Genomic DNA, 26,752 nt, shown 5'->3' with positions numbered 1-26,752 from the left:
CCGCGCCGCGACCTGGAGCCGTCGTCCGACGACGCCAGCTCGGCGCGTCCGTTGCCGCGCCGCGACCTGGAGCCGTCGTCCGTGCTCGGTCCGGTCGGCGCACTCGTGCCGGACGTCGAGCGGATCGCCGTGCTCCGGGCCAACGCGCTCGGCGACTTCATCTTCGTGCTGCCGGCGCTGGAGGCGGTGCGGGCCGCGTACCCGTCGGCGGAGATCGTGCTGCTCGGCGCGCCGTGGCACGCGACGCTCTGGCGCGACCGGGCCGGCCCGGTGGACCGGGTGCTGGTGGTGCCGCCCGGGCCGGGCATCCGCGACGCCGGCCCGGACGAGTCGCCGGTCGAGCCGGCGGACTTCCTGGCCGCCGCCCGCGCCGAACGGTTCGACCTGGCGTTGCAGGTGCACGGCGGCGGCGCCAACTCCAACCCGTTCGTCGCCGGGCTCGGCGCCCGGGTCACCGCCGGGCTGCGCGCCGAGGACGCGCCGCCGCTGGACCGCTGGTTGCGGTACGTCTACTACCAGCACGAGGTGATCCGTTACCTGGAGGTGGCGGCGCTGGTCGGGGCAGCGGCCACCACTGTCACCCCGACGCTGGCGGTGACCGACGCGGACCGGGCCGAGGCGACGGCGGTGCTCGGCGTGCCCACCCGCCCCCGGGTGGCGCTGCACCCGGGCGCCACCGACACCCGGCGGCGCTGGCCGGCGGAGAGCTTCGCCGAGGTCGCCCGCGAGCTGGTCGCGGACGGCTACGAGGTGCTGGTCACCGGCACGCCCGCCGAGCGGGAGACGGTCGACGCGGTGGTCACGGCGGCCAGCGTGCCGGTCCGCCCGCAGGTCGGCACGCTGAGTCTCGGCGCGCTCGCCGCCGCCTACGCCGACTGCGCGCTGGTGATCTCCAACGACACCGGCCCGCTGCACCTGGCCGCCGCGGTGGGCGCGCCCACGGTGGGCGTCTTCTGGGTCGGCAACCTGATCAACGGCGCGTCCCCGCTGCGCGGCCGGCACCGCCCGATCGCCGCCTGGACCACCCGCTGCCCGGTCTGCGGCGTCGACTGCACGCCCGGGATCTATCCGCACCGCCCGGGTGACGGCGACTGCCCGCACCGGGTGTCGTTCGTGGCCGACGTGCCGGTCGCCGAGGTGGTGGAGGCGGCCCGCGAGCTGCTCACACCTCCGCGCCCGACTCGTTGAGCACGACCTCCCACGCCTCCACGTCGCGCTCGGTGACGGTGGTCGGCGACTCCAGGTGGTAGGCCCCGCTGGGCAGCACGCCGGCGCCGCCGTGGCGCTCCAGCACCGCGAGCTGCGCGGCCACGTCCTCGCCCTGGTGCCGCTCGGGCAGCCGCTCCCAGAAGTCGAAGCCGCCGGCGTCGACCAGCTTCGCCCGGTCGTAGAGCACGCAGCCACCGATCCAGGACACCTTGTACGCCCGCCAGGCGCCCGCCGGCAGGTCGAGCTTCTCGGTGACGTGCAGCAGGTTCGCCGCCGGGTGGATCGACGACCGGTGCCACTCCGGCGTGCCCGGCCGGATCCGTTCCGGTTCCGGCCGGCCCGGCCACTCCTCGTAGTGCCGGTGCGTGTCCGGGCGGACGTCCTCGGTGTAGGAGAGCCCGTGCACCGCGTTGCCGACGAACCCGCAGCCCAGCTCGTACAACGCGGTGACCAGCCGGGACAGCGTGCCCGGCTCCAGCCACACGTCGTCGTCGAGGCAGAGCACGGCGTCGGCCGCCGAGCGGGACAGCAGGTAGCAGCGGTGTTCGGCCAGCCCGCGCCGGGGCAGCCGCCGGGTCAGCAGCACCGGGTGCCCCCGGTGGCGCAGCGCCCGGACCATGGTGGCCGCCGCCGGGTGCGCGTACGCGGGCTCGCCGTCGGACTGGTCGCTGACCACCACCCCGAACCCGGGCACACCCTCCTGGGCGGCCAGCCCGGAGAGCGTGACCGCCAGCTCGGCCGGCCGGTTGCGGGTGGGGATCAGCACGTCGAGCCGTCGGGGGTGACGGAACTGCCCGGGTGCGCCCGGGTCGAGCGGTCGGGTCACGCCGGCCTGCTCTCGCCCACCGTGGGGCTGTGCCGGTCGGGCATGGCCTCACGGCCCTCGCTTCGCTCGGTGCGTTCGCTCATGCTGTGCTGGTTGGGCATGGCCTCACGGCCCTCGCTTCGCTCGGTGCGTTCGCTCATGCTGACCGCCTGGGCGCGGATCCGGTCGATGATGGCCGAGGTGGAGCGGTCCGGCACGTAGCCGAGCGTGCGTACCTGGCCGCCGAGCCGGCGGACCAGCGGCGCCTCCGGCACCATCTCCGGCGGGTAGTCGCCGCCCTTGACGTAGACGTCCGGGCGGACCGCCTCGATCAGCCGGGCCGGCGAGTCCTCCTCGAAGACCACCACGTGGTCCACGCAGGCCAGCGCCGCCAGCAGCGCGGTGCGGTCCTCGACCGGGTTGACCGGCCGGTCCGGGCCCTTGAGCCGCCGTACGCTGCCGTCCGAGTTGACCGCCACGATCAGCAGGTCGCCGAGCGCGCGGGCCTGGGTCAGGTAGCGGACGTGCCCCGGGTGCAACACGTCGAAGCAGCCGTTGGTGAACACCACCGACCGTCCCGACCGCCGGTGCTCGTCGACGAGCGCGGCCAGCTCGTCGGCGCCGACCAGGGCCGGGTGCCCGGCCTCCTCACCGCCGGTGCCCAGCGCGGTGAGCAGGTCTTCCCGACGGCACACGCAGGTGCCGGTGTCGGCGACCGTGATGGTGGCGGCGAGCTGGGCGAGCTGCGCGGCGGTCGGCAGGCCCGCCTCGGCGGCCAGCGCCAGCGTCATGGCCGCCAGGTACGCGTCCCCGGCGCCGACCGCGTGGCTGGCCGGGACCGGGGTGCTGTGACTGCGCCGGGGCGAGCCGTCGGCGCCGCCGACCACCGCGCCCTCGGTGTCCAGGGTCACCGCGACCACGTCCGCGCCGGTGTGCGCGCGCAGCTCGGACAGGCGCGACTCGGCCAGCACGGCCCGGTCGACGCCCTCGCCGACTGTCGCGTTCACGGTCACCCCGGTGCCGGTGACGCTGAGCCCGTTGCCGGTCAGCGCCACCCGCTCCTCGCCGGGCGTCGGCTCGCCGGTCGGCCCGGACGGGCCCGCGGTGGAGCCGTGCACGGGTGCGCCGGAGGCCGGATGTGGGCTGCCGGGCGTACGCGCGCCGGTCGCGGCGCCCGGTGCGCCGGCCCCACCGGCCGCGGCCACCGTCCGTGCGTCGACCTCGCCGGTCGCGGCGGCCACCGTGCGTTCGCCGGCTCCGCCGGGTGCGGCGCCGACCACCAGCTCGGACGGGCCGTCGGACGCCGCCGGATGGTCCAGGTGCAGGTCACCGGTGCGGACGACGCCGCGCTCGGCGTGGGCGAAACCGGCGGCGGCGCGGGCCAGCAGCCGGGTCGCCTCGGCGAAGCTCGGCGTCACCACGGTCGGGTTGAGCCCGCGCCAGTCGGCCAGGTCGTGCGCGTCCAACGCCACCGTGCCGTAGCGGTCACGGTTGGCGACCAGCCAGGCGCGCACCGCCGACGGCAGCGCGCCCAGGCCGTAGTCGCAGACCACCAGCGTGAGTGGCTGCCCGCCGGCCACCGCCCGCAGCTCCTCGGTGGCGCAGTGCAGCGCGGTCAGCAGGCGGGCCACCCCGTCGTCGTCGAGTGCGTCCTCCGGGCCGCCGGAGTCCTCCCGGAGCAGGATCTGGTTGCCGGCGAGCATCCGACGCTTGACCGGGGTGGGGCGGCCGGGCTGGCTCACCGTCCGGTCCCAGACCGCCGCCCGGTCCAGGCAGTCGTGCAGCTCGTCGCCGGCGACGTCGGCGCCGACCGGGGCGACGAGCGCGGCCCGGCCGCCGAGCGCGGCGACGTTGACCGCGGTGTTCGCGGCGCCGCCGGCGGCGGAGATCCGGCGGCGCAGGGTGAGGACCGGCGCGGGCGCCTCCCGGCAGAGCCGTTCCGACTCGGCGAACCGCCACTCGTCCAGCATGGCGTCGCCGACGACCAGCACGGGACGCCCCTGCCAGCTCGCCACCACGGTGGCCAGCCGGCGCTCTTCCGCTGCTGCTCCTGCCATGCCTCCCCGGGTCCCCCGGCGCCGACCGGCCAAACCTGGCCGCCCCGCGACCGGGCTGCGACGCGGCCCACCCGGTGTGTCCGGTTTCCGGGCATCGGCCGGGGGAATCGTCCAGATACCCCCCGGAGAGGAGAAGCAGCATGACAGCGACACTTCAGGGCAAGCGGATCGCGTTCCTGGCCGCCGACGGCGTCGAGGAGGTCGAGTACACCAAGCCGCGCGAGGCGGTGGAGAACGCCGGCGCCCGGGTGGAGCTGGTCTCCATCGAGTCCGGCTCGATCCAGGCGTTCAACCACCTGGACCACGGCAAGCAGTACCCGGTCGACGTCACCACCAAGGAGGCGGACGCCGGCGCGTACGACGGGTTGGTGCTGCCCGGCGGCGTGGCGAACCCGGACTTCCTGCGGACCGACCCGGACGCGGTCCGGTTCGTGAAGTCGTTCTTCGACGCCGGCAAGCCGGTCGGGGTGATCTGCCACGGCCCGTGGACGCTGGTCGAGGCGGACGTGGTGCGCGGTCGTCGGATCACCTCCTGGCCGAGCCTGCGCACCGACCTCACGAACGCCGGCGCCACCTGGGTCGACGAGGAGGTCGTCACCGACAACGGGCTGGTCAGCAGCCGTAAGCCGGACGACCTGCCGGCGTTCTGCGCCAAGATCATCGAGGAGTTCGCCGAGGGCCGGCACACCGCCGGCTAGAAAAACTCATCCGCCCACCGGGGGCATGATCCGCCCCCGGTGGGATAGGAAGCGGGATGAACGCCCAGGCCGCTGCACCCGCGTTGCCCGCCCGCCAGATCCGCCTGCTGATGTTCGGTCTGATGACCGGCATGCTGCTGGCCGCTCTCGACCAGACCATCGTCGGCACCGCGCTGCCCACCATCGTGGGCGAGTTGGGCGGCATCGACCACTACTCGTGGGTGGTCACGGCGTACCTGCTGGCGTCGACCGCCTCGACGCCGCTCTACGGCAAGATGGCCGACCTGTACGGGCGACGGCCGGTCTTCCTCTTCTCGATCGGCACGTTCCTGGTCGGCTCGCTGCTGGCCGGGCTGTCGCGGGACATGACCCAGTTGATCGTCACCCGGGGCGTGCAGGGTCTCGGCGCGGGCGGCCTGATGACGCTGGCGTTCGTCATCATCTCGGACGTGGTGCCGCCCCGGGAGCGGGGCCGCTACCAGGGTCTGTTCGGCGCCGTCTTCGGCGTGTCGTCGGTGGCCGGCCCGCTGGTCGGCGGCTACTTCGCGGAGACCAACTGGCGGTGGATCTTCTACCTCAACGTGCCGCTGGCGATCCTCGCCATCGTGGTCTGCTGGCACGTGATGCGGCTGGTGCCGTTCCAGCGCCGGGAGCACACGGTCGACTGGCTCGGCGCGGCGCTGCTGGTCGCCGGCGTGAGCTGCCTGCTGCTGGCGTTGAGCTGGGGCGGCAACTCGTACGCCTGGGGCTCCGGCGTGATCGTCGGGCTGTTCGTGGCCGGCGCGGTGCTGGGCGTGGCGTTCCTGCTCCAGGAGGCCCGGACCCGGGAGCCGATCCTGCCGCTGCGGCTGTTCCGCAGCCGCACGTTCGCGCTGGCCAACGCCGCCGGCTTCGTGCTCGGCCTGGTGATGTTCGGGTCGATCATCTTCATCCCGCTCTACCTCCAGATCGTCAAGGGCGCCTCGCCGACCCGCAGTGGTCTGCTGATGCTGCCGATGATGGCCGGCATCATCGTCACGTCGATCCTGACCGGCCGGGCGATGAGCCGGATCGGCCGGTACAAGTGGTTCCCGGTGACGGGCGCCGCCGTGCTGGTGGTCGGCATGTTGTTGTTCCGTCAGCTCCAGGTGGGTACGTCGCTGTGGGCCGCGTTCGGCTACATGGTGGTGATCGGCGTCGGGCTGGGGCTGTGCATGCAGTCACTGATCCTGGCCGTGCAGAACGCGGTGAACGTCCGGGACCTGGGTGCGGGCACCTCCTCGGCCACGTTCTTCCGCTCGCTGGGCGGCTCGTTCGGGGTGGCCATCCTGGGCGCGGTGCTGTCGACGCGGCTCGCCACCGCGCTGGCCGACCGGCTGCCGGGCGCGCTCGCCCAGCTCCCGCCGCAGCAGCGGGCGGCGGTGGCGGCCGGCGGCGCGGAGAACATCTCGATCAACGATCCGGCCACCATCCTCGCGCTGCCCGGCCCGGTACGCGCCGCGATCCAGTCCTCGTTCGTCGACGCGCTGCACCTGGTCTTCCTGACCACCGGGCTGATCGCGGTGCTGGCGGTGCTGGTCACCCTGGCGATGCCGAACCTCCAGCTCCGGGGCGCCGGCCCGCAGGGCGCCACCGGCGGGGCGGACCCGCTGGGCGGGAAGGCCGCCGCGCCGGGTGGCAAGCCGCTGCCGAAGGAGTCGAAGGACGAGTCCGCCGCCGAGATGGAGGCGAAGTCGCAGACGATGCTCTGAGCGGGCCCGCTGGGGGAGCCGGCCCGGCCTACTTCAGGATCAGGCGGTTGGTCTGCTCGAAGACGTCCAGGTCGGCGAGCGTCTCGTGGACGCTGGTCGAGAGCGGGGTGGGGAACTCCCCCGGGGGGAAGAAGCCGGCGTCGGTGGTCTCGTCGGTGAACCGGGACAGCTCGCCGTCCCACTCGTCGACCCGGAACGCGGCGGTGAAGACCTGGTAGGTGTGCCCGTACATGTTGGTGTGGATGCGGTCCGGGCCGGTGTAGAGCGCGAACGCGCTGACCCGCAGCGCGCGCAGGCCGGTTTCCTCGCGGACCTCGCGGACCGCGCAGTCGGCGATCGACTCGCCCAGCTCCATGGCGCCGGCCGGCAGCGCCCACTGACCGTTGTCGGAGCGCTGGATCAGCAGCACCCGGGCGGCGTTGTCGCGCACCACGGCGCGGGCGCCGACGAACATCAGCGTGCGGTCACCGGCCAGCGCACGGAGCTGCCCGACGTACGAGTCGGCCCAGGAGATGCTCACCCGGACAATCTACGCAGCATTCCGGGTCGGCTCGACCGTTCCGGGGGGTTCCGCTGGTGTGAACGGCGACACTACGTTGTCACCCATGCGTAGCACGATGATGGACGCCCCGCTCCAGGTGGCCCGGATCCTCGAACACGGCGCCACCGTGCACGGCGCGGCGGAGGCGGTCACCTGGACCGGTGCCGAACCCCGCCGGATGACGTACGCGGAGGTGGGGCGTGCCGCCGCCCGGCTGGCCCACGCGCTGCGCGACGAGTGCGGCGTGACCGGCGACGAACGGGTCGCCACCTTCATGTGGAACAACAACGAACACCTGGTGGCCTACTTCGCGGTGCCGAGCATGGGCGCGGTGCTGCACACGCTCAACCTGCGGCTCTTCCCGGACCAGGTCGCCTACATCGCCAACCACGCGCAGGACCGGGTGGTGCTCGTCGACAGCACGCTCATTCCGCTGCTGGCCCGCGTGATCGGCGAGCTGGCCACGGTGCGGCACGTGGTGGTGGTCGGTGGCGGCGACCCGGCCCCGCTGGTGGCCGCCGCCGGTGACCGGATCACCGTGCACCACTGGGACGCGCTGCTGGCCGACCGGCCGGACACGTTCGACTGGCCGGAGGTGGACGAGCGGGACGCGGCGGCGCTCTGCTACACGTCCGGGACCACCGGTCACCCCAAGGGCGTGGCCTACTCGCACCGCTCGATCTACCTGCACTCGCTCCAGGTGTGCATGCCGGAGGGCTTCGGCCTCGGCCCGAACGACCGGGAACTGGCCATCGTGCCGATGTTCCACGCCATGTCGTGGGGCCTGCCGTACGCGGCGTTCCTCTCCGGCGCCTCGCTGATCATGCCGGACCGCTTCCTCCAGGCCGAGCCGATCGCCGCGATGATCGCCGCCGAGCGGCCCACGCTGGCCGGCGCGGTGCCGACCATCTGGAACGATCTGCTGGCCTACCTGGACAGCCATGACGTGGACACCTCCTCGCTGACCGAGGTGATCGTCGGCGGCTCGGCGTGCCCGCCGGCGCTGATGCACGCGTTCCACGACCGGCACGGCATCGAGGTCATCCACGCCTGGGGGATGACCGAGATGTCGCCGCTGGGTTCGGTGTCCCGCGCGCCGGCCGGCGCGACCGGTGACGACGCCTGGCGCTACCGCTACACCCAGGGCCGTGTCCCGGCCGGGGTGGCGGCGCGGATCGTCGGCCCGCTGGGTGAGCCGCTGCCCGCCGACGGCACGTCCGTGGGCGAGCTGGAGGTCCGGGGGCCGTGGGTGACCGCCCGGTACGTCGGCGACGACGTGCCGGACGCCGAGAAGTTCCGGGACGGCTGGCTGCGGACCGGCGACGTCGGCACGCTCTCGCCGGACGGGTACATCACGCTCACCGACCGCGCCAAGGACGTGATCAAGTCCGGCGGGGAGTGGATCTCGTCGGTGGAGCTGGAGAACGCGTTGATGGCGCACCCGGCCGTGCTGGAGGCGTGCGTGGTGGGCGTGCCGGACGAGCGCTGGGACGAGCGCCCGCTGGCCACCGTGGTGGTCCGCGAGGGCGCCTCGGTCACCGCGGAGGAACTGCGGGACTTCCTGGCCGGCTCGGTGGCCCGCTGGCAGTTGCCCGAGCGCTGGGCGTTCATCGACGCGGTGCCGAAGACGAGCGTCGGCAAGTTCGACAAGAAGGTGGTGCGCTCGCGGTACGCCGACGGCGGGCTTGAGGTGCGGGAACTGTCCGCGCCGTAACGCTTTCCGGCGTACCGTCGCCTACACAGGTAGGACCACGGTTTCCACGGACATTCCTCCCAGAGGGCGGCCCCGGCGTTCGCACCGCGCCGGGGCCGCCCGTCCGTTACGGGGTGACCCGCACCGTCATTGTTGCGAAACTTGTTCGCCTCTGTCCCGGTGTCGGGGAAATCCCTACTCGTCGGCGGTGCTGACCAGCACCTTGCCCACCGCACCGTCCCGTACCGCCTGCTGCGCCGACGCGGTCCCGGCCAGCGGATACCGGTGCAGCGGCAGCCCGGCCTCCGCGCCGACCCGGATCGCGCCCTGCGCCACCGCCGCCGCGATGTCGGTCACCGCCTGGGCCTTGGCCACCTTCGGCGCGGTGTAGACCAGCACGAACTGCCAGCGCGCGTTCGGACCCATCAACGGCCGGATCGGCAGCGTCACCTCGTCGCCGCCGTCGTCGGCGTAGACGCAGACCGCGCCGCCGGTACGCAGGATCCGCACGTCCGCGGCGGCGTTGCGGGCGGCGGAGACCTCGACGATCGTGTGCACACCGTCGGGCGCGATCTTGCGGACCTCCTCGACCACGTCCTGCTCGCGATAGTTGATCACGAAGTCGGCCCCGGCCGCGGCGGCGAGCTGCGCCTTCTCCGGGGTACTCACCGTGGTGATCACGCAGGCGTCGGCCCAGCGGGCGAGCTGGATCGCCGCGTTGCCCACCGCGCCCGCCCCGCCCTGCACCAGCACCACGTGGTCGCTCAACGCGCCGGCGTGCAGCGTGTCCGGCACGAACTCGCCGGCGGTCAGGCAGCGGTGCGCGGTCATGAACGGGATGCCCAGCGACGCGCCCAGATCGAACGACGCCGAACCGAGCGGCACCGCGTGCCGGACCGGGACCACGGTGTATTCCGCCGCGGTGCCCCAGGGGCGCTGCCACGCCGCCTCCCACAGCCAGACCCGCTCGCCGATGAGGATCCGGTCGACGCCCTCACCGACCGCCTCCACCACACCGGCGCCGTCCTGGTGCGGGATCTGCCAGCCGGCCGGCAGCGGCCACGCCTCACGCGCCTTCCAGTCCGTCGGATTCACCCCCGAGACGGCCATCCGCACCAGCACCTCACCCGGGCCGGGCTCCGGCACCGGGCGCTCCACCACCTGGAGCACCGAGGCGTCCCCGCTGCGCTCGTACACGATCGCCCTCATCGTCGTCCCTCCGCCGTCGTCGTCCGATGCGCTACCCGAACCCCGGCCGAACATGCCGGGCCCCGCCTCAGCCCAGCCCGGCCAGCAGCTCCGGGGTGAGCGCGTCGATCGAGGGCAGCAGCACGGCGGCGAGCGCCGCCGCGTCCGGATCCAGCGGGTACGACAGGTGCGGCACCGCCACCACCCGGCACCCGGCGGCTGCCGCCGACCGGACCCCGTTTGACGAGTCCTCCACCGCCACGCACCGGGCCGGGTCGACGCCCAACCGGGCCGCCACCGCCAGCCAGACGTCCGGCGCCGGCTTGCCCCGGGCGGTCTCCTCCGTCGACAGCGTCGCGCCGAACGAGTCGGCCAGGCCCGTCGCCGCCAGCGCCGCCGCGATCAGCCGGGTCGGTGAGGAACTGGCCAGCCCCAGCGGCCACCGCGCGGCCGTCCGGCGCACCACCGCGTCGGCGTCGTCGATCAGCGGTACGCGCTGCGCGTACCGCCGGGTCATCTCCGCCACCACCTCGTCGGCGACCTGCTCGGCCGACCGGTCGACGCCCAGCTCGCCGCTCAGGTAGGCGGCCCACTCGCCGGTGCTCATGCCCATCAGCCGGCGCTGCGTGTCCGGCTGCCAGACGCCCCCGTGCTCGGCCACGTACGCCCGCCGGACCTCCTCCCACACCGGCTCCGAGTCCACGATCACGCCGTCCAGGTCGAAGAGCACCGCGTCTACCATGTCGCCATCCTGCCCCAGCCGGCGGCCCGGCTCACCCCGGCAGCGCCGCTCCGGTGGAGCGCTGCGCCGGCAGCCCGATCGGGGCCTGCGACGGGATGATCGTGCGGCAGCGCGTCGCGATTGGTTCGAGCAGCTCCCGCAGTCGCCCCGTACGCTCCGCGCCCAGGGCCCGCCACGGGCCCGCCGCGGCCCGGTCGGTGGCCTCCTCGACGGCCCGGAACGTGGCGGTGGCTTCCGGGGCGGGACGCCGGTCGTCGGTCAGCCAGCCCTTGTCGACCAGCCGCTCCTCGGCGGCGGACCACTCCTCGTCGGTCCAGCCCCGGGCCGGCTGGTGGAACTCGCGCGACTGGTCGACCCGGCACCGCCAGGCCACCACCTCGAGCGGATCCAGCCCGGTGCCGACCAGCGCGGCCACGTGCCCGTCGCCCCGGTGCTCGCGCAGCGTGGCGGCGGCCTGCCAGAGCCGGGCCAGCGGGTACTCCCCGCGCGGCAGGGCGGCGTTGACCGCGCCGAGCACCCGCCCGGCGGTGTCCACCCGGCCGGCCGCCTCCTCCAGCAGCTCGGCGGCCTCGACGAGGTGCGACTCGGGCAGCTCGTAGGTGAACTCGGCGAGTGCCTGCACCGCGCCGGTGAGCCGGGCGCGCAGCACCTCCTCCGGCGTGGCCAGCCGCCACACCGACGGCAACGCGCGGGCCACCATCGGCGGCGCGAAGCTGAAGAAAGCGGCCGTCACCGTCGGGGCGTCGACCGGCCCGAGCGGCGCGGCCCGGCCGGCGAAGTAGCCACGCCAGTAGCCGCGCAGCCCGACCGCCTCGAAGGCGGCGCGGGCGCGCGGGTGGAAGTAGGTCACCGCGTGGACCGGCTCGAACAGCGTCCACATCTGCCGGGCCACCCCGGGGTCGTCCAGCGCCGCCACGTGCACCTCCGCGTCGGTGGTCAGGTCACCACGGGCGGACGGGCCGCCCGTGGTGACCACGAACCTACTGCCGTTGGGTGACCGGACGGAAGCCTGGAGTGATCTACTGCGCAGCCAGCACGTCGACGACGAAGCGCAGCGGCCCGGCCGGACGGCCGCCCTCGGCCTTGTCGCCGTACGCCAGGTCGGCCGGGAGGTCGAGCTGCACGCGGCTGCCCACCGGCACGCCGACCAGGCCCTGGTCCCAACCCTTGATGACCTGCCCCACGCCGATCTGGAAGGTGGCCGGCTGGCCGTTGTCCCAGGACGCGTCGAACTGCTTCCCGTCCTTGTAGAAGACGCCCACGTAGTTCGTGGTGATCGTCTGCCCGGCCTTCACCGCCGCTCCCTTGCCCTTGACCAGCGTGGTGACGGTCAGCTTCTTCAGCTCGCCGGAGCCGGCCTTGACCGCCGGCTTGGTCTTCAGCGCCGGGTCGATGTTGGCGGGCAGCTCCGGCGCGGGCGGCGCGGTGGGCTCGACCGGCTCGCTCGGGGCGCTGGGGCTGGCCGAGGAGCCGGCGGCGGCCGGCTTGTCGTCGTCCCCGCTGTTCAGCCAGACGAGACCACCGACCAGGGCCACCACGGCGAGCACACCGGCTGCTGCGCCCAGCATCGACTGCCGGCGCCGTCGCGCCTCGGCGGCCTTCTTCTCGGCCAGCTGGGCGGCCAGCCGCCGCCCGGCCTTGGTGGCCGGGGCGGCCTGGTCCTCCGACCGGTTCTCCACACGCTCGCTCACGTCGACTCCCTGCAAATGGGGGGTGGGTGCGCCCCCGGCGGGCCGCCGCCGAGGCCAGCGCACACGGTACCCGCCCGCACCCCCACAGCGACGAAAGGCCGGGGCCCTTCTTAACGCATTCGGTATGGGCGGGGCTCGTTCTTCACACCCCGGGCCGGAGCGGACACCGAGCGGGTACGTTCTCGAACATGGCGATCCTCACCGAAGAAGACCTGACCCTGCTCGGCGAGCCGCAGCTCGCGCACGTGGCCACGATCGAGGCCGACGGCACCCCGCACGTCACCCCGGTGTGGGTGGACACCGACGGGAAGCACATCGTGTTCAACACCGCCAAGGGCCGGCAGAAGTACCTCAACATGGCCCGCAACCCGGTGGTCGCGGTGTCGGTGGTGGACAAGGCGGACGACTACCGCACGCTCTGGGTGAAGGGCACTGTCGAGTTCGTCACCGAGGGTGCCGACGAGCACATCGACCGGATGGCGAAGAAGTATCTCGGCCAGGACACCTACCCGTGGCGCCGCGCGGGCGAGGAGCGGGTCATCGTCCGCGTCACCCCGACGGAGAAGCTCGGCCGCGGGTGACGAACGGGGGCCCCGCCCACACCGAACACGTCGGGCGGGGCCCTCGCCGTACCCCTCAGGCGGTCTTCTTCTTCGCGGCGGTCTTCTTGGCGGCGGTCTTCTTCGCCGGCTCGGCCTTCTTCGCCGCTGTCTTCTTCGCGGCGGTCTTCTTCGCCGGTGTGGCCTTCTTCGCCGGCTCGGCCTTCTTGGCCGGGGTCTTCTTCGCGGCGGCCTTCTTCGCGGAGCGGGCCGACGAGATCGGAGTCGGCTCGGCCCCGCCGCCGGACGGCGCCTCGCCCCGGGCCGTCCGGGCCCGCTCGACCGACGCCTTCAACGCGGCCATCAGGTCCACCGCCGCGGCCGGCGCGGCCTCTTCCTCCTCCGGCTGCACCACCTCGCGGCCCTCCACCTTCGCGTCGATGACCTCCTGCAACGCGGCCCGGTAGTCGTCGGTGAAGGCGTCCGGCTCGAACTCGCCGGCCATCGAGTCGATCAACGAGCTGGCCATCGCCAGCTCCGGCGGGCGGACCTTCAGGTCCTCGTCCAGGAAGCCGAAGTCGGGCTGCCGGATCTCGTCCGGCCAGAGCATGGTGTTGAGCAGCAGCACGCCCTCGCGGACCCGCAGCGTCGCCAACTGCTCCCGCTGGCGCAGCGCCACCTTGACGATCGCCACCCGCTCCGAGTCGGTCAGCGCGTCCCGCAGCAGCACGTACGGCTTGGTGGCGGTGCCCTCCGGCTCCAGGAAGTAGGCCTTGTTGTAGAGGATCGGGTCGACCTGCTCGGCCGGCACGAACTCCAGCACGTCGATCGCGTGCGAGGTGCTCAGCGGTAGTTCGGCGAAGTCCTCGTCGGTCAGGATGACCATTTCGCCGCCGCCGAGGTCGTAGCCCTTGGCGATGTCGTCGTAGGTGACCTCCTCGCCGCAGACCGAGCAGGTGCGCTTGTAACGGATACGGCCGCCGTCCTCGCGGTGCACCTGATGAAACCGGATGTCCTTCTCCTCGGTGGCCGAGTAGACCTTCACCCCGATCGACACCAGGCCGAACGACACCGCTCCTTTCCAGATGGCCCGCATACCCGCGCTCCTCTCCCCGGTTGAAGACCAGAATCGCAAACGATCGAACGGGCCGCACGCCCTTCCGTGCCCTACTACAGTCAGATGGTGTCCGGCGCGCCGTTGAAGCCGATGCTCGCGATGACCGGGCAGCTCCCGGCCGGTGCCGCATGGGCGTACGAGTTCAAGTGGGACGGCATCCGCGCGCTCGCCGACATCTCCCACGGCGACCGGCACTTCTACGCCCGCTCCGGCGTCGAGATCACCACCGCGTACCCGGAACTGCTCAACCTGGCCGAGCAGGTCGACGACGCGCTGCTCGACGGCGAGGTGGTGATCTTCACGGACGGGCAGCCGTCGTTCACCGCGCTGGCCGAGCGGATGCACGTGCGCAACCCGGCCAAGGCGGCCCGGCTGGCGGCGACCGCGCCGGTCACGTACATGATCTTCGACCTGTTGCGGCTCGACGGCGAGGACCTGACCGCCCGGCCGTGGCACGAGCGGCGGGCGGCGCTGGAGGCGCTCGGGCTCGGCGCCGCCCGGTGGGCGGTGCCGCCGGTCTTCACCGACGGGCCGGCCACCTACGAGGCGGCCGGCGAGCACGGGCTGGAGGGCGTGCTGGCCAAACGGGCCGACTCGGTCTACCGGCCCGGGGTGCGCTCGCCGGACTGGGTGAAGGTCAAGCTGGAGGTCACCGGCGACTTCGTGGTCGGCGGTTGGCGGCCGGGCGCGCGCCGGGTCGGCGGGCTGCTGGTCGGCGTGCCCGGCCCGGACGGGCGGTTGGTCTACCGGGGGCGGGTCGGCGGCGGCATCGGCGCGGCCATCGAACGGGAGCTGCTGCGCGAGCTGGAGCCGCTGCGTGCCGGCGTGTCGCCGTTCGCCGGGGGCGTGCCGCGCGAGGATGCGCGGGGCGCGATCTGGGTATCACCCCGGGTGGTGGTGGAGGTCAAGTACGGCCAACGCACCCCGGACGGGCGGCTGCGCTTCCCCCGGGTCCTGCGCCTGCGCCCGGACAAGCCGCCCGAGGAGGTCGAGGATGCCGGCTGACCGGTTCAAGGTCGAGGTCGAGGGGCGCTCCCTGGAGCTGTCCAACCTGGACAAGGTGCTCTTCCCGCAGGCCGGCTTCACCAAGGGCGAGGTGATCGACTACTACACCCGGATCGCCCCGGTGCTGCTGCCGCACCTGCGCGACCGCGCGCTCACCCGGATCCGCTTCCCCAACGGCGTCGACGGCGGCTCGTTCTTCGAGAAGAACGCGCCGGCCGCGACGCCCGGTTGGGTACGCACCGAGAACCTGCCCGTCCCCGGGTCGAGCAAGGGGCGGGAGACCATCGACTTCGTGGTCTGCGACGAGCTGCCCACGCTGGTCTGGCTGGCGAACCTGGCCGCGCTGGAGCTGCACACGCCGCAGTGGAGGATCGGTGCACACCCGGACATGATGGTGGTCGACCTGGATCCGGGCGCCCCGGCGGCGCTGCGGCAGTGTTGCCAGGTGGCGCTGCTGATGCGCGACCGGCTGGCTCTTGACGGCGTGGCGGCGTACCCGAAGACGTCCGGGAAGAAGGGCATGCAGCTCTGCTGCCCGATCGCCGGCACGCAGGACGCCGAGGTCGTCTCCGGCTACGCCAAGCGGATCGCGCAGGAACTGGAGCAGGCGCATCCGAAGCTGATCGTGTCGAGGATGGCGAAGAACCTGCGTCCCGGCAAGATCTTCATCGACTGGAGCCAGAACAGCGCGGCGAAGACGACGGTGGCGCCCTATTCGCTGCGCGCCCAGCCCGTCCCGGCCGCCTCCACGCCGCTGACCTGGGACGAGGTGGAGGCCGGCGCGGCCGGGAAGCGGCCGGCGACGCGGCCCTACACGGCGACCGAGGTCCTCAGGCGGGTGGCGAAGCAGGGCGACCTGCTGGCTCCGCTGCTCGACGCCGGTCCCGAGCTGCCCGCCCGCTGACCCGCCACCACGCGCCACCGACCAGCAGCAGCACGATCACGCTGATCGCCACGTCGCCCACCAGGTCGGCCACCGGGCCCGCCGGGGTGTAGGTCGGCACGCCGTACGCGAAGACGGCCGCGACGACCACGGCGGCCGAGCCGGCGGCGAGCACGTGGCGTTGCCCCCAGCCGGCCCGCCGGGACCACCGTGTCAGCAGTACGGCGGTGACCACGGCGAGCGCGAGCGCGACGCCGATCCCGGTCCATCCCGCCACGGCTCCGGCCCCGGCGTAGGCGACCAGCACCACCAGGCCCGGCCGGACCGGCCGTGGCGCGGCCATGGCGGTCCGGTCGACGGACGCGTCGGCGGGCGCGCCGATGTGTGCGTCGGGGGCGCGGCCGACGCGCAGCAGGGCGGCGGCGATCAGGACCAGCGCCACGCCGGCGGCGAACGTGAGCTGGACCGGCGAGGCCAGGAAGCCCTTGCGTCCACCGTCGTCGGCGAAGACCAGCAGGCTGCCGCCGAGCCAGATCAGCGCGGCCACGACCAGGCCCGGACGACCCAGCCAGGGCCGCGACCGGCGACCCGCCCCGAGGTACGACTCGACGAACGCGATCGACGCGCAGATGGTCAACGCCACGTGGTTGCCCACGTAGTCGACCGCCTGCCGGGCGCTGAACCCGAGGCCGGGCACGAGCGTCGCCTCGGCGACGGTGCGGGCGTCGGCGAACTGGGTGTCGTCGAGGTAGGCCGGGTTGAACAGCGACTGGTCGACCAGACCGGCCTGGACCACGCCGAAGGCGGCGGCGAGCAGCACGATCCCCGGCCAGCCCAGCCCGAGCCGGCGGGCGGTCTCCCGGATCAGCAGCGCGGCGCCGCCGTACATCGGGGCGAGCACCAGCACCACGAACGGCATGCCGGCGAGCGTGAATCCGCCCCAGGAGCACTCGGCGGTCCAGGGCGCGAGCAGCAGCAGCGCGACGGCCGGCGCGAGTCGCCGGCGCAGGGGTTCGGTCGTCATGTCCGCACCGTGCCGCAGCCGTCCGGCCCGTCGATACGGCCATCGGCCGAGGGCGTCCGCGACCAAAGTCGACGGCCGCTTCGGGCCGTCTGTCGGCGCTCCCGGGGGACCGGTTCGTGCCGCTAGGCTGAGCCGACCGCCCGGAAGGAGCACATCCGATGGCAGCATCCGCATCCGCTTCCGTCGCGACCGACGAGCCGCTGCTCAGTTATCTCGACGACGCCACCGGCGAACGCACCGACCTGACCGCGCCGGAGCTGGGGGCGTGGGCGGCCCGGAGCGCCGGGCTGCTGCGGGACGGCTGCGGGCTGCGCCCCGGTGACCGGGTGGCGGTGCTGCTGCCGCCGCACTGGCGCACCGCGGCGGTGCTGCTCGGCGCGTGGTCGGTCGGGCTGACGGTCTCCTTCCGGCCCCGGGCGCTGGCCGGGCTGCCGACGCTGGAGCCGGGCGCGGACCGGCCCTTCGACGCGGTGTTCGTGACCCCGGAACGCCTGGACGACTGGCTGGAGGACGTCCCCGAGGGGACCCACCGCTACCTGGTCGGCGTGCGTTCCGGCGCGCTCGACGAGGTGCCGCCGGGCTGGCTGGACTGGTCGGCCGAGGTGCTGCGGCACCCCGCCGACCCGCCGGACTACGCCGCCGTGGACCCGGCCGACCCGGCCACGCCGGACGGCACCAGCTTCGGCGCGTGGCGGCGGCTGGCCGCGGAGATCGCCGCCCAGCTCGACCTGCGCCCCGGCGACCGCCTCCTGGTCGACCCGACCGAACACGAGCAGCCTTTGAAGTGGCTGCTCGCCCCGCTCGCCGCCCGCGCCACCCTCGTGATCCATGCCAACCCCACCCACCCCGCCCCACCCCACACCCGTCGCCTCTGACCCGCCGCCCCCGCCCCGGCTCCGCGTTGGGAAGACGCGGGTGGGGGAATCCGGTTGACGGGGCGAGTGGGGTCGGGGCCTACTGCTCGCGAGGGGGTGGGCGGTGGGCGGGACGGAAGAGCTGGTCTGGCGGGCGTACGGGGAGGACGACCTCGCCGCGCTGACCGGGCTGGTCGAGGCGTGCCTCGCTGTCGACGGCGGGTTGCCGCTGTTCGCGCGTACCCCGTTGACGCGGGCGCGGCTGCTCCAGACGCGTACCCTCGCCGCCTGGCACGACGGCGGCCCGGTCGCGGCCGTCGGGGTCGGCACCGGGCGGACGCCGGCCACCGCCACCGGCCTGGTGCATCCGGCCTGGCGCGGACGCGGCCTCGGCGGCACGCTGCTGGACTGGGCCGGCGAGCAGGCGGGCGACGGCGGCCTGCTGCTCACCACCGAGACGTGGACCGCCGAGGCGGAGGCGCTGTTCGCGTCGCGCGGCTTCACCCGCACGTTCCTGGAACGGGTGCTGCGGCACGATCTCGACACGCTGCCCGACGTGGCCGCGCCGGACGGTGTCACCCTGGAACCGGCGACGCTCGGGCCCGAGCTGTTCGACGCCTACCGGTCGTCGTTCGCCGACCGGCCCGGCTTCGTCGAGCCGGCGGCCGAGGAGTGGTTGGGTGACCTGCGCGACGACGAGGACTACCGACCGGAGTTGTCGATGGTCGCGCGTGGGCCGGACGGCGGCGCGGCCGGCTTCGTCACCGTGCTCGACACCTGGATCGACCAGGTCGGCGTGGTGCCCGGCCGGCGTGGCCGGCGGATCGGCGCGTACCTGGTGGCGCGCGTGCTGCGCGGGCTCGCCGAGGCGGGCGCGGACGCCGCGTGGCTGTGCGTCAACGACGACAATCCGGCGGCCGGGCTGTACCGTCGGCTCGGCTTCGGCGAGGCCGGCTGTCGCGCGCGCTACCTGCGCCGATGACGGACGGTGCGACGCGGAGCCGCTGGTGCGCGACCACGGGTGCCGGGCCGGGCGGTCGCCGGGCGCAACGCCGTCGCTGGTGCTCTTACCGCGCCTACGAACTTGATGGCGTGGACGGGTCAGCGCCGCCGGAGCCAGGGCGCGCGACGGGCGCACGCCGAGACGTGATCCGCCGGTAGCACACACCGCCCGCCGCCGTCCGGCAGCGGCCGGTCGCAGAAGACCCAATGGTGTACGCGCTGCGCGTCCTCCGCCGACACGGTCACCCCGCCCGGCTCGACCCGGGCGCTGAGCTGGGCCAGCACCCGGGCGGCGGTACGGGCGAAGATGCGCGCCCGGTGCAGGTCCGGCGCGGTCACCGGCAGGTGGATCACCCAACGCTCGGTCATCGGTACCGGTGCTGTGCCGACTGGGCGCTCTGCCAGGCGCGCAGCGCGTTCTTGACGCGGACGTTCTCCTCCCGCAGCGCGACCACCGTGCTCTGTGCGACGGCCAGCTCGTCGGCGACGCGGTGCAGGAAGGCGCGGATCTCGGCCGGGTCGAGGCCGTGCCGGCGGACCGAGAAGCAGCGCTCCCGCACCTGGGCCGGGCGCAGCGGGGAGCGGTACGGCGGCGGGGGTTCGTCGGGCCGGCGCGTCGGCCGGTGGAACGGGTTGCGCACGAGGTGAACGCCCTTCGGTGCGGGTCGCTTGGTCGCGTGGTCTCGACGGCGATGCGAGACCGGTACGAGAGGCGCCAACCGACCGCAACAGCCCGCATCACCGAGAGCGACGGTATTGCCACCGAGTCACCTATGTCAAGCATGTCGCTGAGTCATTTACCCACCTGGTTCACCGCTGCTACATGCGTTGCCTCTGTCGAGTTCGTTGATCGATACTGGGCGGGCCAACCGACTGCAAGGGGCCCGACGTGCCTATCCCGCCCACGATGGATGAGCTGCTCGCCGACCTTTCGAAGAAGATCAAGGACGGCACCTATCCGCCTGGTTCTCAACTTCCATCCGGGCGCAAGCTGGCCGATGACTACGACGTGTCGCAGTCGACGATCAGCCGGGCCGTGGCGCGGCTGCGGGAGCAGGGCGTGCTGGTGGGCCGCCCCGGCCGAGGCGTCTTCGTCGCCGAGTCCCCACGGCACTGATGGCTGAGGTGGTCGCGATGGGATCGGCGTTGACGGCGTGCGGGGCCGAGTTGCGGGCACTCCACTGCCCTATGCTCGTCGAGTGAAGGCGGGAGCAGCACAGACACGGCAGCTTGTGTCAGGCGAGGCGTTGCCGTTGCTGACGGCCATCCCTGCGGAGTCGGTTCAGCACGGCGAGGTGTTCACCCGTCGTTGGGTCGTCGAGTTGATCCTCGACCTTGCTGGGTACACCGCCGATCGTGATCTTGCTGAGCTGGTGGCGGTTGAGCCGGCGTGTGGCGGCGGTGCCTTCCTGGCTGTGATGGCGTCGCGCGTCAGCGCCTCGTGCCGCAAGCACGACCGACCGCTCCTCGACGCCAAGTCAGCTCTGCGTGCCTTCGACCTGCTCGCCCCGAGCGCGGCTAACAGTAGGGCGCTCATCCGAAACGTGCTGGTTGACGAGGGTTGGTCGCTTCCCGAAGCACGCGAGGTGGCAACGGCGTGGGTGCGCCAAGGCGACTTTCTGCTCGATCCGCATCTGCCGACTGAGGTGGACTTCGTCGTAGGTAACCCACCCTACGTCCGTCTTGAGGATGTGCCTCCGGACCGTATGCAGGCCTACCGGGCGGCATGCCCCACCATGACGGGTCGGTCCGATCTCTACGTCGGCTTCTACGAACGCGCGCTGCGATCCCTGCGTGTGGGAGGAGTCCTCGCATTCATCTGTGCCGACCGTTGGATGCGCAACCAGTACGGGCGTCAGTTGCGAGAGCTTGTCGCCGAGGGTTACAGCGTCGACGCCACCATCAGCATGCATGATGTCGACGCTTTCGAGGAGCAGGTGTCGGCGTACCCGGCCATCACTGTGCTGCGCCGAGCCCGGCAGGGTGCAGCCGTGGTCGCGGATACGCGACGAGGCTTCGGGCCGCAGGACGCACCAGAACTGGTGGAGTTGATCCACGCCGCAGAGCAGAGGGCAGCGGCGAACGGCAGTTTCGAGGTGGCCCGGTTGCCCCACTGGTTCACCGGGGGCGACTCCTGGCCGGCTGGCTCACCATCGAGGCTCGCGCTGATCGAGACATTGAACGACCGCTTTCCCCCACTCGAGGATCAAAGCACCGGAACTCGGGTCGGCATCGGTGTGGCAACGGGCGCTGACAAGGTTTTTGTCACCACGCATGCCGACGTCGAGCCACGGCGACTGCTGCCGCTGTCAATGGTCAAGGACACCACTTCGGGGACTTTTTCCTGGTCAGGTCACTACCTCGTCAATCCTTGGGACGTGGAAGGTGCCCTCGTCGACTTGGCTGCGCTGCCGCGCCTGCGGGAGTACTACCAGCGGCACGCGGCGGCCCTCAAGGGCCGGCACGTGGCGGGCAGGCGGCCGGCGCACTGGTACCGGACCATCGACAAGGTGGACCACACCCTGATTGATCGCCCGAAACTGCTCCTACCAGACATGAAGACCATGATCCATCCGGTGCTGGATGAGGGTGGCTTCTACCCGCACCACAACCTGTACTACATCGTCTCCGACACCTGGGATCTGCGGGTACTGGGCGGATTGTTGTTGTCGGGTGTGGCACAGGCCTTTGTGGAGGCTTATGCCGTTAGGATGCGAGGCGGCACCCTTCGATTCCAGGCTCAGTATCTGCGTCGAATCCGCGTACCCAGGCCCGAGGCCATCTCGTCCGCCGACCGTGCTGCGCTAGCCGCGGCCTTCGATGAGCGGAACCCGCAAGCGGCGACGAAGGCTGCGCTACGTGTGTATGGGATCGAGGCGATGGGGGATCTGGTCGGTGGATCAGCACTCGTTGGAAGAGGCGGTTCGTAGCTCCTGGGCTGTTCGCGAGTCACAGGTCGCGAAAAAGCTGCTGGGCGGCAAGACCGATACCGGAGGACGTGGCGCGGTCACCGGCGGAGCCCACCTCGACGCGCTGACGGAATTGCTCGCCCAGGTGTTCCGTGATGCCGGCTTCCCGCCCGACACCGTGCGCTCCAAGTCCGGTGTTGAGCTACCCGGTTACTTCCGACCCACCAAGAAGTGGGACTTGGTGGTGCTTCACGAGGGCGAACTGGTCGCTGCCGTCGAGTTGAAGTCGCACGCTGGCCCATCGTTCGGCAACAACTTCAACAACCGGAACGAGGAAGCGATCGGCAGCGCAGTCGACCTGCGGCATGCCTATGACCACGGCCTACTCGGCCGACTCAGGCCATGGCTCGGTTATCTGCTGCTCGTAGAGGAGGCGCCGGCCTCCATCCGTCCGGGTAGGCCTCGGAGCGGCACCTTCCCGGTCGACCCGTCCTTCGCCGAGACCTCGTATGTCGATCGCTACGTGATTCTGTGCAAGCGGCTGCGCAGCGCCGGCCTTTACGACGCCACCTGTCTCCTCACCTCCGCCCGAGAAGCCGATGCCCACATCCGGCAACCCGACCCGGAGATCGGCTTCGCCGCCCTCGTGAGCGCCATCATGGCGCGGACCGAGGAGGTCGGCCTCCGTCACCCCAGGCAGAATTGAACCGAGGTTCGTCGCCACCTGCGCCGAGTTCCCGTCGCACCTACTCGGGCAAGTTCAACCTCCGCGTCGGTCAGAGAAGGGGCCGGGAAGCGGTGCCGCGCCGGGCGGTCGGGGACTGTTGCGGACGCCGCTGACGTGGTCTTATGTCGGAACGACGACGTCATCGACCCGCAGCTTTGACAACCCCGCGTCGGTTCCGTGTTCCTTTCATGCCTCTCGAAAGGTGCAGCGATGCACAGGAAACCGACCATCCACCTGGCGGTGCTCGCCACGGCCGCCGCCACGTTCCTGACCGGCGGAGCGCACGCCACGGCCGCACCCGTGACCGCCTCCGCCCAGGTCGCCGCCTGCCAGCCGGGCGCCGACCCGCACAGCGCCGCCCGGGTCCGCGAGGGCGCCACCGCCCAGGAGCCGGAGCTCTACTCGAAGAACGAGGCCAACGCGTACGGCGTGATCAAGGACGTGCCGCGCCTGGCCAACGGCAGCGTCACCGTGCCGACGATCTTCCACATGGTTTCCGACCACGAGCTGAGCGCGGCCGAGAAGGCCCGGTGGAACACGCTGATCGCGGCGCAGATGACCGTGCTCAACGACTCGTACGCGGGTCGCACCGCCGCCGACGCCTCGGACACGCCGTTCCGGTTCTCGCTCGTCGACACCACCTGGACCGTGAACAGCGCCTGGTACACGGTGGTGCCGGGCAAGAACGAGCGGGACATGAAGAAGGCGCTCTACACCGGCGACTCCCGCACGCTCAACGTCTACGCGGCGAACATCGGCGGCGGGCTGCTCGGCTGGGCGTACTTCCCGAAGGGCTACAACAACGGCCGCGACTACATCGACGGCGTGGTGATGCTCGACGAGTCGATGCCGGGCGGCACGGCCGGCAAGTACGCGCTCGGCGACACGCTCACCCACGAGGTGGGGCACTGGCTGATGCTGGAGCACACGTTCGCGCACGGCTGCTCCGCCTCCGGCGACTTCGTCGCCGACACGCCTCGTGAGGCGGCGCCGCAGTTCAACTGCCCGGTCGGCGCGGACACCTGCACCGCGCCCGGCCTCGACCCGATCCACAACTTCATGGACTACACGCAGGACTCCTGCATGAACATGTTCACCCCCGGCCAGGCCGACCGGATGAGCGACGCCTGGGTCGCGTTCCGCGCCGGCGGCCAGGGCTGACGCGTCGGAGGGGACGGCCGCCTCGCACCTCGGCCGTCCCCTCCGCTGCCCGAATCAGCAGCCCGAATCAGCAGGTGGTGTTGCCCAGCGGCACCCAGCCGTCCAGCGACGGGTCCTCGGCGCCGTGGCCGTACACCCAGGCGTCGTCGTCCTCGGCCCAGCCCCCGTGCGCCCGGAAGCCACGCCCGGCGGTCAGGGTGCGCAGCACCATGCCGTGCGGTGCGGCCCGCAGCCAGGTGTTCTGCGTGAGGTTGCAGACGAAGCCGGGCGCGTCGCTCGCCGAGGCAGGCGTGGGCGCCACGGCCGCGCCGGCGAGGCCGACGGTGGCGACCGTCAGTGCGGAGAGAATACGGCGTTTCACTCGGGTCCCTTCCGGTGTTCCAGTGACGGCCACGATTGTGCCACTGTGGACCGACAGTCGGGCGGAACCCGGTCCGCCTACTCGAACGACGGCAGCGACGGGCCGAGCACGTCGTCGGCGTCCACGATCGTGTACGCGTACCCCTGTTCGGCGAGGAACCGCTGCCGGTGCGCGGCGTACTCGGTGTCGATGGTGTCCCGCGAGACCACCGTGTAGAAGTGCGCCTGCCGGCCGTCGGCCTTCGGGCGGAGCACCCGGCCCAGCCGCTGCGCCTCCTCCTGCCGCGACCCGAACGTGCCGGACACCTGGATCGCCACCGCCGCCTCCGGCAGGTCGATGGAGAAGTTGCCCACCTTCGAGATCACCAGCGTGCGGACCTCACCGGAGCGGAACGCGTCGAACAGCCGCTCGCGCTCCTTGTTCGTGGTGGACCCCTGCACGATCGGCGCGTCCAGGTACTCGCCGAGCTGGTGCAACTGGTCGAGGAAACCACCGATCACCAGCACCTGCTCCTGCGGGTGCCGCTCCACCAGCGCGCGGACCACCGGCAGCTTGGTGCGGGCGGTCGCCGCCATCCGGTAGCGCTCCTCCGCCTCCGCCGTCGCGTACGCCATCCGCTCCGCGTCGGTGAGCGTCACCCGTACCTCGGTGCACTCCGCCGGCGCGATCCAGCCCTGCTGCTCGATGTCCTTCCACGGCGCGTCGTACCGCTTCGGGCCGATCAGGCTGAACACGTCGCCCTCCCGGCCGTCCTCGCGTACCAGCGTCGCGGTGAGGCCCAGCCGGCGGCGGGCCTGGAGGTCCGCCGTGAAGCGGAAGATCGGCGCGGGCAGCAGGTGCACCTCGTCGTAGACGACCAGGCCCCAGTCGCGGGCGGAGAACAGGTCCAGGTGGGTGAACGCGCCGCCGCGCCGCGAGGTGAGCACCTGGTACGTGGCGATGGTGACCGGGCGGATCTCCTTGCGCTCGCCCGAGTACTCGCCGATCTCCTCCTCGGTCAGCGACGTGCGGGCGATCAGCTCCCGCTTCCACTGCCGGCCCGCCACCGTGTTGGTCACCAGGATCAGCGTGGTCGCCTTCGCCTCCGCCATCGCCGCGGCCCCGACCAGCGTCTTGCCGGCGCCGCAGGGCAGCACCACCACGCCCGACCCGCCGGCCCAGAACGCCTCCACCGCCTCCCGCTGGTACGACCGCAGCGTCCACGGCCGGCCGCCGTCGGAGCCGGACTCGGCCAGCTCGATCGGGTGCGCCTCGCCGTCCACGTAACCGGCCAGGTCCTCCGCCGGCCAGCCGAGCTTCAGCAGCGCCTGCTTGAGCCGGCCCCGCTCGGACGGGTGCACCGCGATGGTGTCGTCGTCGAGCTTCGCGCCGAGCATGCCGGCGAGCTTCTTGCTCTTCGCCACCTCGATCAGCACCAACCGGTCCAGGGCGCGCAGCACCAGCCCGTGCACCGGGTCGTTGGCGAGCTGGAGCCGGCCGTACCGGTCCATCGTCTCGGCCACGTCGACCAGCAGCCCGTGCGGCACCGGGTAGCGCGAATACTTGATCAGGGAGTCGACCACGCCCTCCGCGTCGTGGCCCGCCGCCCGCGCGTTCCACAGGCCCAGCGGGGTCAGCCGGTAGGTGTGCACGTGCTCGGGGGAGCGCTCCAACTCGGCGAAGGGCGCGATGGCCATCCGGCAGGCCTGCGCGTCCGGGTGGTCGATCTCCAGCAGCAGCGTCTTGTCCGACTGCACGATCAGTGGTCCACCGCTCACGCCGCGTCCTCCTCGACTCGCCCGGAAACCTCCCCGCACGGCGGCTGACCTGCCGGAGGCGGACCATCCAGTGTTGCACGCCGGGGAATGTCGGAAAAAAGTCCCGCTGGACAGGCAACGTCATACTCCTCTCACACGTCTAGCAAGCGGGACAACTGTCCAGGGAGGGCCCATGCAGCGTGTCCGGTTTCTCGCCCGGGTCGTCGGCCTGGCGGTGGTCGTGCTGGTCGGCGTCGGCGCGTGCGCGCTCGATCCGCAGACGGAGGGCGCCGGGACCACCACCCCCGCGCCGGTCGGGCTGACGGAACAAGCATCGGGGGCGAGCGCGCCGCCCACGCCCGAACGGTCGGCCACGTCCCCGTCGGCGCAGCCGAGCCGGACGGCCACGCCGAAACCCGCCCGGTCGCCGTCGGCGACCGCCTCCCCGAAGCCGAAGCCGAAGCCGAGCCGGTCCGCCGGGTGCCCGCAGGGCGAGCACCAACGGGCCGTGGAGCGCTACCTGAGCCGGCTGGGCGGTTTCGGGACGCTGACCGTGGACGGTGCGCAGTCCGCCGCCGACTGCGTCGCGATCAAGAAGTTCCAGACCCGGTACGGCATCAGCCCGGCCTCCGGTCGCGCCGGCCCCACCACGTACGACGTGGCGAAGCGGCTGGCCGACACCGACGTGTCCCGCTGCCGGGCCGGTGCCCGGCTCACGTTCTGCGTCGACCTGACCCGGCAGACCGTGTGGGCGATGCGTGGCGGCACGGTGGTGCTGGGCCCGACCGTCACCCGCACCGGCATGTCCGGGTACGCCACGCCGGCCGGCACCTACTCGGTCGGCGGTCGGAACCTGCGCGAGTGGTCCAACCCGTACGAGGTGTGGCTGCCGTACTGGCAGCAGTTCAACGGCGGGATCGGCTTCCACGAGACCACCACCTACCTGCACAACGGCGCGATCGGCTCGCACGGCTGCGTCAACCTGCTGCACCGCGACGCGGTCCGCCTCTGGGAGCTGGGCTCGATCGGCACCCGCGTGGTGGTGATCGGCCGCCGTCCCGGCACCTGAGCCCGACCGCG

General features: G+C 72.6%; 27 protein-coding genes. 14 read left to right on the top strand and 13 right to left on the bottom strand.

Features of this window, described 5'->3' with window-relative positions:
* The first annotated feature begins 66 nt into the window (after positions 1–66).
* Positions 67–1,188: a glycosyltransferase family 9 protein gene (locus tag VKK44_RS26560; protein WP_343447907.1), complete on the top strand. Its 1,122-nt coding sequence runs from the start codon at positions 67–69 to the stop codon at positions 1,186–1,188.
* On the opposite strand, the gene VKK44_RS26555 is transcribed toward VKK44_RS26560, so the two are convergent.
* A complete protein-coding gene (locus VKK44_RS26555; RefSeq protein WP_343443919.1) occupies positions 1,163–2,035 on the bottom strand; it encodes a glycosyltransferase family 2 protein in 873 nt (290 codons plus the stop codon). The genes VKK44_RS26560 and VKK44_RS26555 overlap by 26 nt on opposite strands.
* Positions 2,032–4,071: a D-glycero-beta-D-manno-heptose 1-phosphate adenylyltransferase gene (gene rfaE2, locus VKK44_RS26550; protein ID WP_343443918.1), complete on the bottom strand. Its 2,040-nt coding sequence runs from the start codon at positions 4,069–4,071 to the stop codon at positions 2,032–2,034. Before rfaE2 ends, VKK44_RS26555 begins: the two co-directional genes overlap by 4 nt.
* Positions 4,072–4,211: 140 nt before the next feature.
* Here rfaE2 and VKK44_RS26545 point away from each other — a divergent pair, with 140 nt between their 5' ends.
* The gene (locus VKK44_RS26545) at positions 4,212–4,769 is read left to right on the top strand and encodes a type 1 glutamine amidotransferase domain-containing protein (RefSeq protein WP_343443917.1); all 558 of its coding nucleotides are present in this window, start codon (positions 4,212–4,214) and stop codon (positions 4,767–4,769) included.
* A gap of 56 nt (positions 4,770–4,825) precedes the next feature.
* Entirely contained in the window at positions 4,826–6,499 is a 1,674-nt protein-coding gene (locus VKK44_RS26540; protein WP_343443916.1) for an MDR family MFS transporter, read from the top strand.
* 28 nt (positions 6,500–6,527) lie between these two features.
* On the opposite strand, the gene VKK44_RS26535 is transcribed toward VKK44_RS26540, so the two are convergent.
* A complete protein-coding gene (locus VKK44_RS26535; protein ID WP_343443915.1) occupies positions 6,528–7,019 on the bottom strand; it encodes an NUDIX domain-containing protein in 492 nt (163 codons plus the stop codon).
* An 85-nt stretch (positions 7,020–7,104) separates the two neighbouring features.
* Here VKK44_RS26535 and VKK44_RS26530 point away from each other — a divergent pair, with 85 nt between their 5' ends.
* Entirely contained in the window at positions 7,105–8,754 is a 1,650-nt protein-coding gene (locus VKK44_RS26530; RefSeq protein WP_343443914.1) for a fatty acid--CoA ligase, read from the top strand.
* Between the two features lie 174 nt (positions 8,755–8,928).
* Here VKK44_RS26530 and VKK44_RS26525 read toward each other — a convergent pair whose 3' ends face one another.
* The 4 genes from VKK44_RS26525 to VKK44_RS26510 form a co-directional block, all read right to left on the bottom strand.
* Entirely contained in the window at positions 8,929–9,942 is a 1,014-nt protein-coding gene (locus tag VKK44_RS26525) for an NADPH:quinone reductase (protein ID WP_343443913.1), read from the bottom strand.
* A gap of 67 nt (positions 9,943–10,009) precedes the next feature.
* Positions 10,010–10,663 carry an HAD family hydrolase gene (locus VKK44_RS26520; RefSeq protein WP_343443912.1) on the bottom strand — a complete coding sequence of 218 codons (654 nt, stop codon included), beginning with the start codon at positions 10,661–10,663 and terminating at the stop codon, positions 10,010–10,012.
* 31 nt (positions 10,664–10,694) lie between these two features.
* A complete protein-coding gene (locus VKK44_RS26515; RefSeq protein ID WP_343447906.1) occupies positions 10,695–11,543 on the bottom strand; it encodes an SCO6745 family protein in 849 nt (282 codons plus the stop codon).
* 139 nt (positions 11,544–11,682) lie between these two features.
* A complete protein-coding gene (locus tag VKK44_RS26510; protein ID WP_343443911.1) occupies positions 11,683–12,354 on the bottom strand; it encodes an FKBP-type peptidyl-prolyl cis-trans isomerase in 672 nt (223 codons plus the stop codon).
* Positions 12,355–12,542: 188 nt separating this feature from the next.
* On the opposite strand from VKK44_RS26510, the gene VKK44_RS26505 reads away from it, so the two are divergent.
* Positions 12,543–12,935: a PPOX class F420-dependent oxidoreductase gene (locus VKK44_RS26505; protein ID WP_343443910.1), complete on the top strand. Its 393-nt coding sequence runs from the start codon at positions 12,543–12,545 to the stop codon at positions 12,933–12,935.
* 55 nt (positions 12,936–12,990) lie between these two features.
* On the opposite strand, the gene ku is transcribed toward VKK44_RS26505, so the two are convergent.
* Positions 12,991–13,989, bottom strand: a complete 999-nt coding sequence (ku, locus tag VKK44_RS26500) for a non-homologous end joining protein Ku (RefSeq protein WP_343443909.1) — start codon at positions 13,987–13,989, stop codon at positions 12,991–12,993.
* An 87-nt stretch (positions 13,990–14,076) separates the two neighbouring features.
* Here ku and ligD (VKK44_RS26495) point away from each other — a divergent pair, with 87 nt between their 5' ends.
* Together ligD (VKK44_RS26495) and ligD (VKK44_RS26490) are read left to right on the top strand one after the other, a co-directional pair.
* Complete coding sequence (gene ligD, locus VKK44_RS26495) at positions 14,077–15,015, top strand: non-homologous end-joining DNA ligase (RefSeq protein ID WP_343443908.1); 939 nt, start codon at positions 14,077–14,079, stop codon at positions 15,013–15,015.
* A complete protein-coding gene (gene ligD / locus VKK44_RS26490) occupies positions 15,005–15,919 on the top strand; it encodes a non-homologous end-joining DNA ligase (RefSeq protein ID WP_343443907.1) in 915 nt (304 codons plus the stop codon). Before ligD (VKK44_RS26495) ends, ligD (VKK44_RS26490) begins: the two co-directional genes overlap by 11 nt.
* Here the strand turns inward: ligD (VKK44_RS26490) and VKK44_RS26485 are convergent.
* The gene (locus VKK44_RS26485; RefSeq protein WP_343443906.1) at positions 15,846–16,922 is read right to left on the bottom strand and encodes a hypothetical protein; all 1,077 of its coding nucleotides are present in this window, start codon (positions 16,920–16,922) and stop codon (positions 15,846–15,848) included. The genes ligD (VKK44_RS26490) and VKK44_RS26485 overlap by 74 nt on opposite strands.
* 158 nt (positions 16,923–17,080) lie before the next feature.
* Between VKK44_RS26485 and VKK44_RS26480 the strand changes: the two genes are divergently transcribed.
* Together VKK44_RS26480 and VKK44_RS26475 are read left to right on the top strand one after the other, a co-directional pair.
* Positions 17,081–17,797 (top strand): TIGR03089 family protein, encoded by a 717-nt coding sequence (locus VKK44_RS26480; protein WP_343443905.1) that lies wholly within the window; start codon positions 17,081–17,083, stop codon positions 17,795–17,797.
* A gap of 103 nt (positions 17,798–17,900) precedes the next feature.
* Positions 17,901–18,758, top strand: coding sequence for a GNAT family N-acetyltransferase (locus VKK44_RS26475; RefSeq protein WP_343443904.1), 858 nt, complete (start codon positions 17,901–17,903; stop codon positions 18,756–18,758).
* 119 nt (positions 18,759–18,877) lie between these two features.
* On the opposite strand, the gene VKK44_RS26470 is transcribed toward VKK44_RS26475, so the two are convergent.
* Both VKK44_RS26470 and VKK44_RS26465 read right to left on the bottom strand, forming a co-directional pair.
* Positions 18,878–19,147 carry a hypothetical protein gene (locus VKK44_RS26470; RefSeq protein ID WP_343443903.1) on the bottom strand — a complete coding sequence of 90 codons (270 nt, stop codon included), beginning with the start codon at positions 19,145–19,147 and terminating at the stop codon, positions 18,878–18,880.
* The gene (locus VKK44_RS26465; protein WP_343443902.1) at positions 19,144–19,419 is read right to left on the bottom strand and encodes a DivIVA domain-containing protein; all 276 of its coding nucleotides are present in this window, start codon (positions 19,417–19,419) and stop codon (positions 19,144–19,146) included. The genes VKK44_RS26470 and VKK44_RS26465 overlap by 4 nt, the downstream gene beginning before the upstream one ends.
* Positions 19,420–19,685: 266 nt before the next feature.
* On the opposite strand from VKK44_RS26465, the gene VKK44_RS26460 reads away from it, so the two are divergent.
* From VKK44_RS26460 to VKK44_RS26445, 4 genes are all read left to right on the top strand, one after another.
* On the top strand, positions 19,686–19,895 hold the full coding sequence (locus VKK44_RS26460) for a winged helix-turn-helix domain-containing protein (protein WP_343443901.1): 210 nt from the start codon (positions 19,686–19,688) through the stop codon (positions 19,893–19,895).
* 82 nt (positions 19,896–19,977) lie between these two features.
* Positions 19,978–21,708 (top strand): Eco57I restriction-modification methylase domain-containing protein, encoded by a 1,731-nt coding sequence (locus VKK44_RS26455; RefSeq protein WP_343443900.1) that lies wholly within the window; start codon positions 19,978–19,980, stop codon positions 21,706–21,708.
* On the top strand, positions 21,674–22,393 hold the full coding sequence (locus VKK44_RS26450; protein WP_343443899.1) for a PaeR7I family type II restriction endonuclease: 720 nt from the start codon (positions 21,674–21,676) through the stop codon (positions 22,391–22,393). Before VKK44_RS26455 ends, VKK44_RS26450 begins: the two co-directional genes overlap by 35 nt.
* Positions 22,394–22,624: 231 nt before the next feature.
* Positions 22,625–23,575: a zinc metalloprotease gene (locus tag VKK44_RS26445; protein ID WP_343443898.1), complete on the top strand. Its 951-nt coding sequence runs from the start codon at positions 22,625–22,627 to the stop codon at positions 23,573–23,575.
* Positions 23,576–23,642: 67 nt separating this feature from the next.
* Here the strand turns inward: VKK44_RS26445 and VKK44_RS26440 are convergent, their stop codons facing one another.
* Together VKK44_RS26440 and VKK44_RS26435 are read right to left on the bottom strand one after the other, a co-directional pair.
* On the bottom strand, positions 23,643–23,936 hold the full coding sequence (locus VKK44_RS26440; RefSeq protein ID WP_343443897.1) for a hypothetical protein: 294 nt from the start codon (positions 23,934–23,936) through the stop codon (positions 23,643–23,645).
* 77 nt (positions 23,937–24,013) lie between these two features.
* Positions 24,014–25,693: a DNA repair helicase XPB gene (locus VKK44_RS26435; protein ID WP_343443896.1), complete on the bottom strand. Its 1,680-nt coding sequence runs from the start codon at positions 25,691–25,693 to the stop codon at positions 24,014–24,016.
* A gap of 172 nt (positions 25,694–25,865) precedes the next feature.
* On the opposite strand from VKK44_RS26435, the gene VKK44_RS26430 reads away from it, so the two are divergent.
* Entirely contained in the window at positions 25,866–26,741 is an 876-nt protein-coding gene (locus tag VKK44_RS26430; RefSeq protein WP_343443895.1) for a L,D-transpeptidase family protein, read from the top strand.
* Positions 26,742–26,752: the final 11 nt, after the last annotated feature.

Source organism: Micromonospora sp. DSM 45708, from assembly GCF_039566955.1.
Classification (GTDB): domain Bacteria; phylum Actinomycetota; class Actinomycetes; order Mycobacteriales; family Micromonosporaceae; genus Micromonospora.
The sequence above is the reverse complement of the archived record's forward strand: the minus strand, read 5'-3'. Positions and strand labels throughout refer to the sequence as shown.

Bases quoted from the DNA above. Each gene is read 5' to 3' on its own strand.
- rfaE2 (WP_343443918.1), bottom strand. From the start codon at position 4,071: ATGGCAGGAGCAGCAGCGGAAGAGCGCCGGCTGGCCACCGTGGTGGCG.
- VKK44_RS26545 (WP_343443917.1), top strand. From the start codon at position 4,212: ATGACAGCGACACTTCAGGGCAAGCGGATCGCGTTCCTGGCCGCCGAC.
- VKK44_RS26540 (WP_343443916.1), top strand. From the start codon at position 4,826: ATGAACGCCCAGGCCGCTGCACCCGCGTTGCCCGCCCGCCAGATCCGC.
- VKK44_RS26530 (WP_343443914.1), top strand. From the start codon at position 7,105: ATGCGTAGCACGATGATGGACGCCCCGCTCCAGGTGGCCCGGATCCTC.
- VKK44_RS26525 (WP_343443913.1), bottom strand. From the start codon at position 9,942: ATGAGGGCGATCGTGTACGAGCGCAGCGGGGACGCCTCGGTGCTCCAG.
- VKK44_RS26520 (WP_343443912.1), bottom strand. From the start codon at position 10,663: ATGGTAGACGCGGTGCTCTTCGACCTGGACGGCGTGATCGTGGACTCG.
- VKK44_RS26515 (WP_343447906.1), bottom strand. From the start codon at position 11,543: ATGTGGACGCTGTTCGAGCCGGTCCACGCGGTGACCTACTTCCACCCG.
- VKK44_RS26505 (WP_343443910.1), top strand. From the start codon at position 12,543: ATGGCGATCCTCACCGAAGAAGACCTGACCCTGCTCGGCGAGCCGCAG.
- ku (WP_343443909.1), bottom strand. From the start codon at position 13,989: ATGCGGGCCATCTGGAAAGGAGCGGTGTCGTTCGGCCTGGTGTCGATC.
- ligD (WP_343443907.1), top strand. From the start codon at position 15,005: ATGCCGGCTGACCGGTTCAAGGTCGAGGTCGAGGGGCGCTCCCTGGAG.
- VKK44_RS26485 (WP_343443906.1), bottom strand. From the start codon at position 16,922: ATGACGACCGAACCCCTGCGCCGGCGACTCGCGCCGGCCGTCGCGCTG.
- VKK44_RS26480 (WP_343443905.1), top strand. From the start codon at position 17,081: ATGGCAGCATCCGCATCCGCTTCCGTCGCGACCGACGAGCCGCTGCTC.
- VKK44_RS26470 (WP_343443903.1), bottom strand. From the start codon at position 19,147: ATGACCGAGCGTTGGGTGATCCACCTGCCGGTGACCGCGCCGGACCTG.
- VKK44_RS26460 (WP_343443901.1), top strand. From the start codon at position 19,686: ATGGATGAGCTGCTCGCCGACCTTTCGAAGAAGATCAAGGACGGCACC.
- VKK44_RS26445 (WP_343443898.1), top strand. From the start codon at position 22,625: ATGCACAGGAAACCGACCATCCACCTGGCGGTGCTCGCCACGGCCGCC.
- VKK44_RS26430 (WP_343443895.1), top strand. From the start codon at position 25,866: ATGCAGCGTGTCCGGTTTCTCGCCCGGGTCGTCGGCCTGGCGGTGGTC.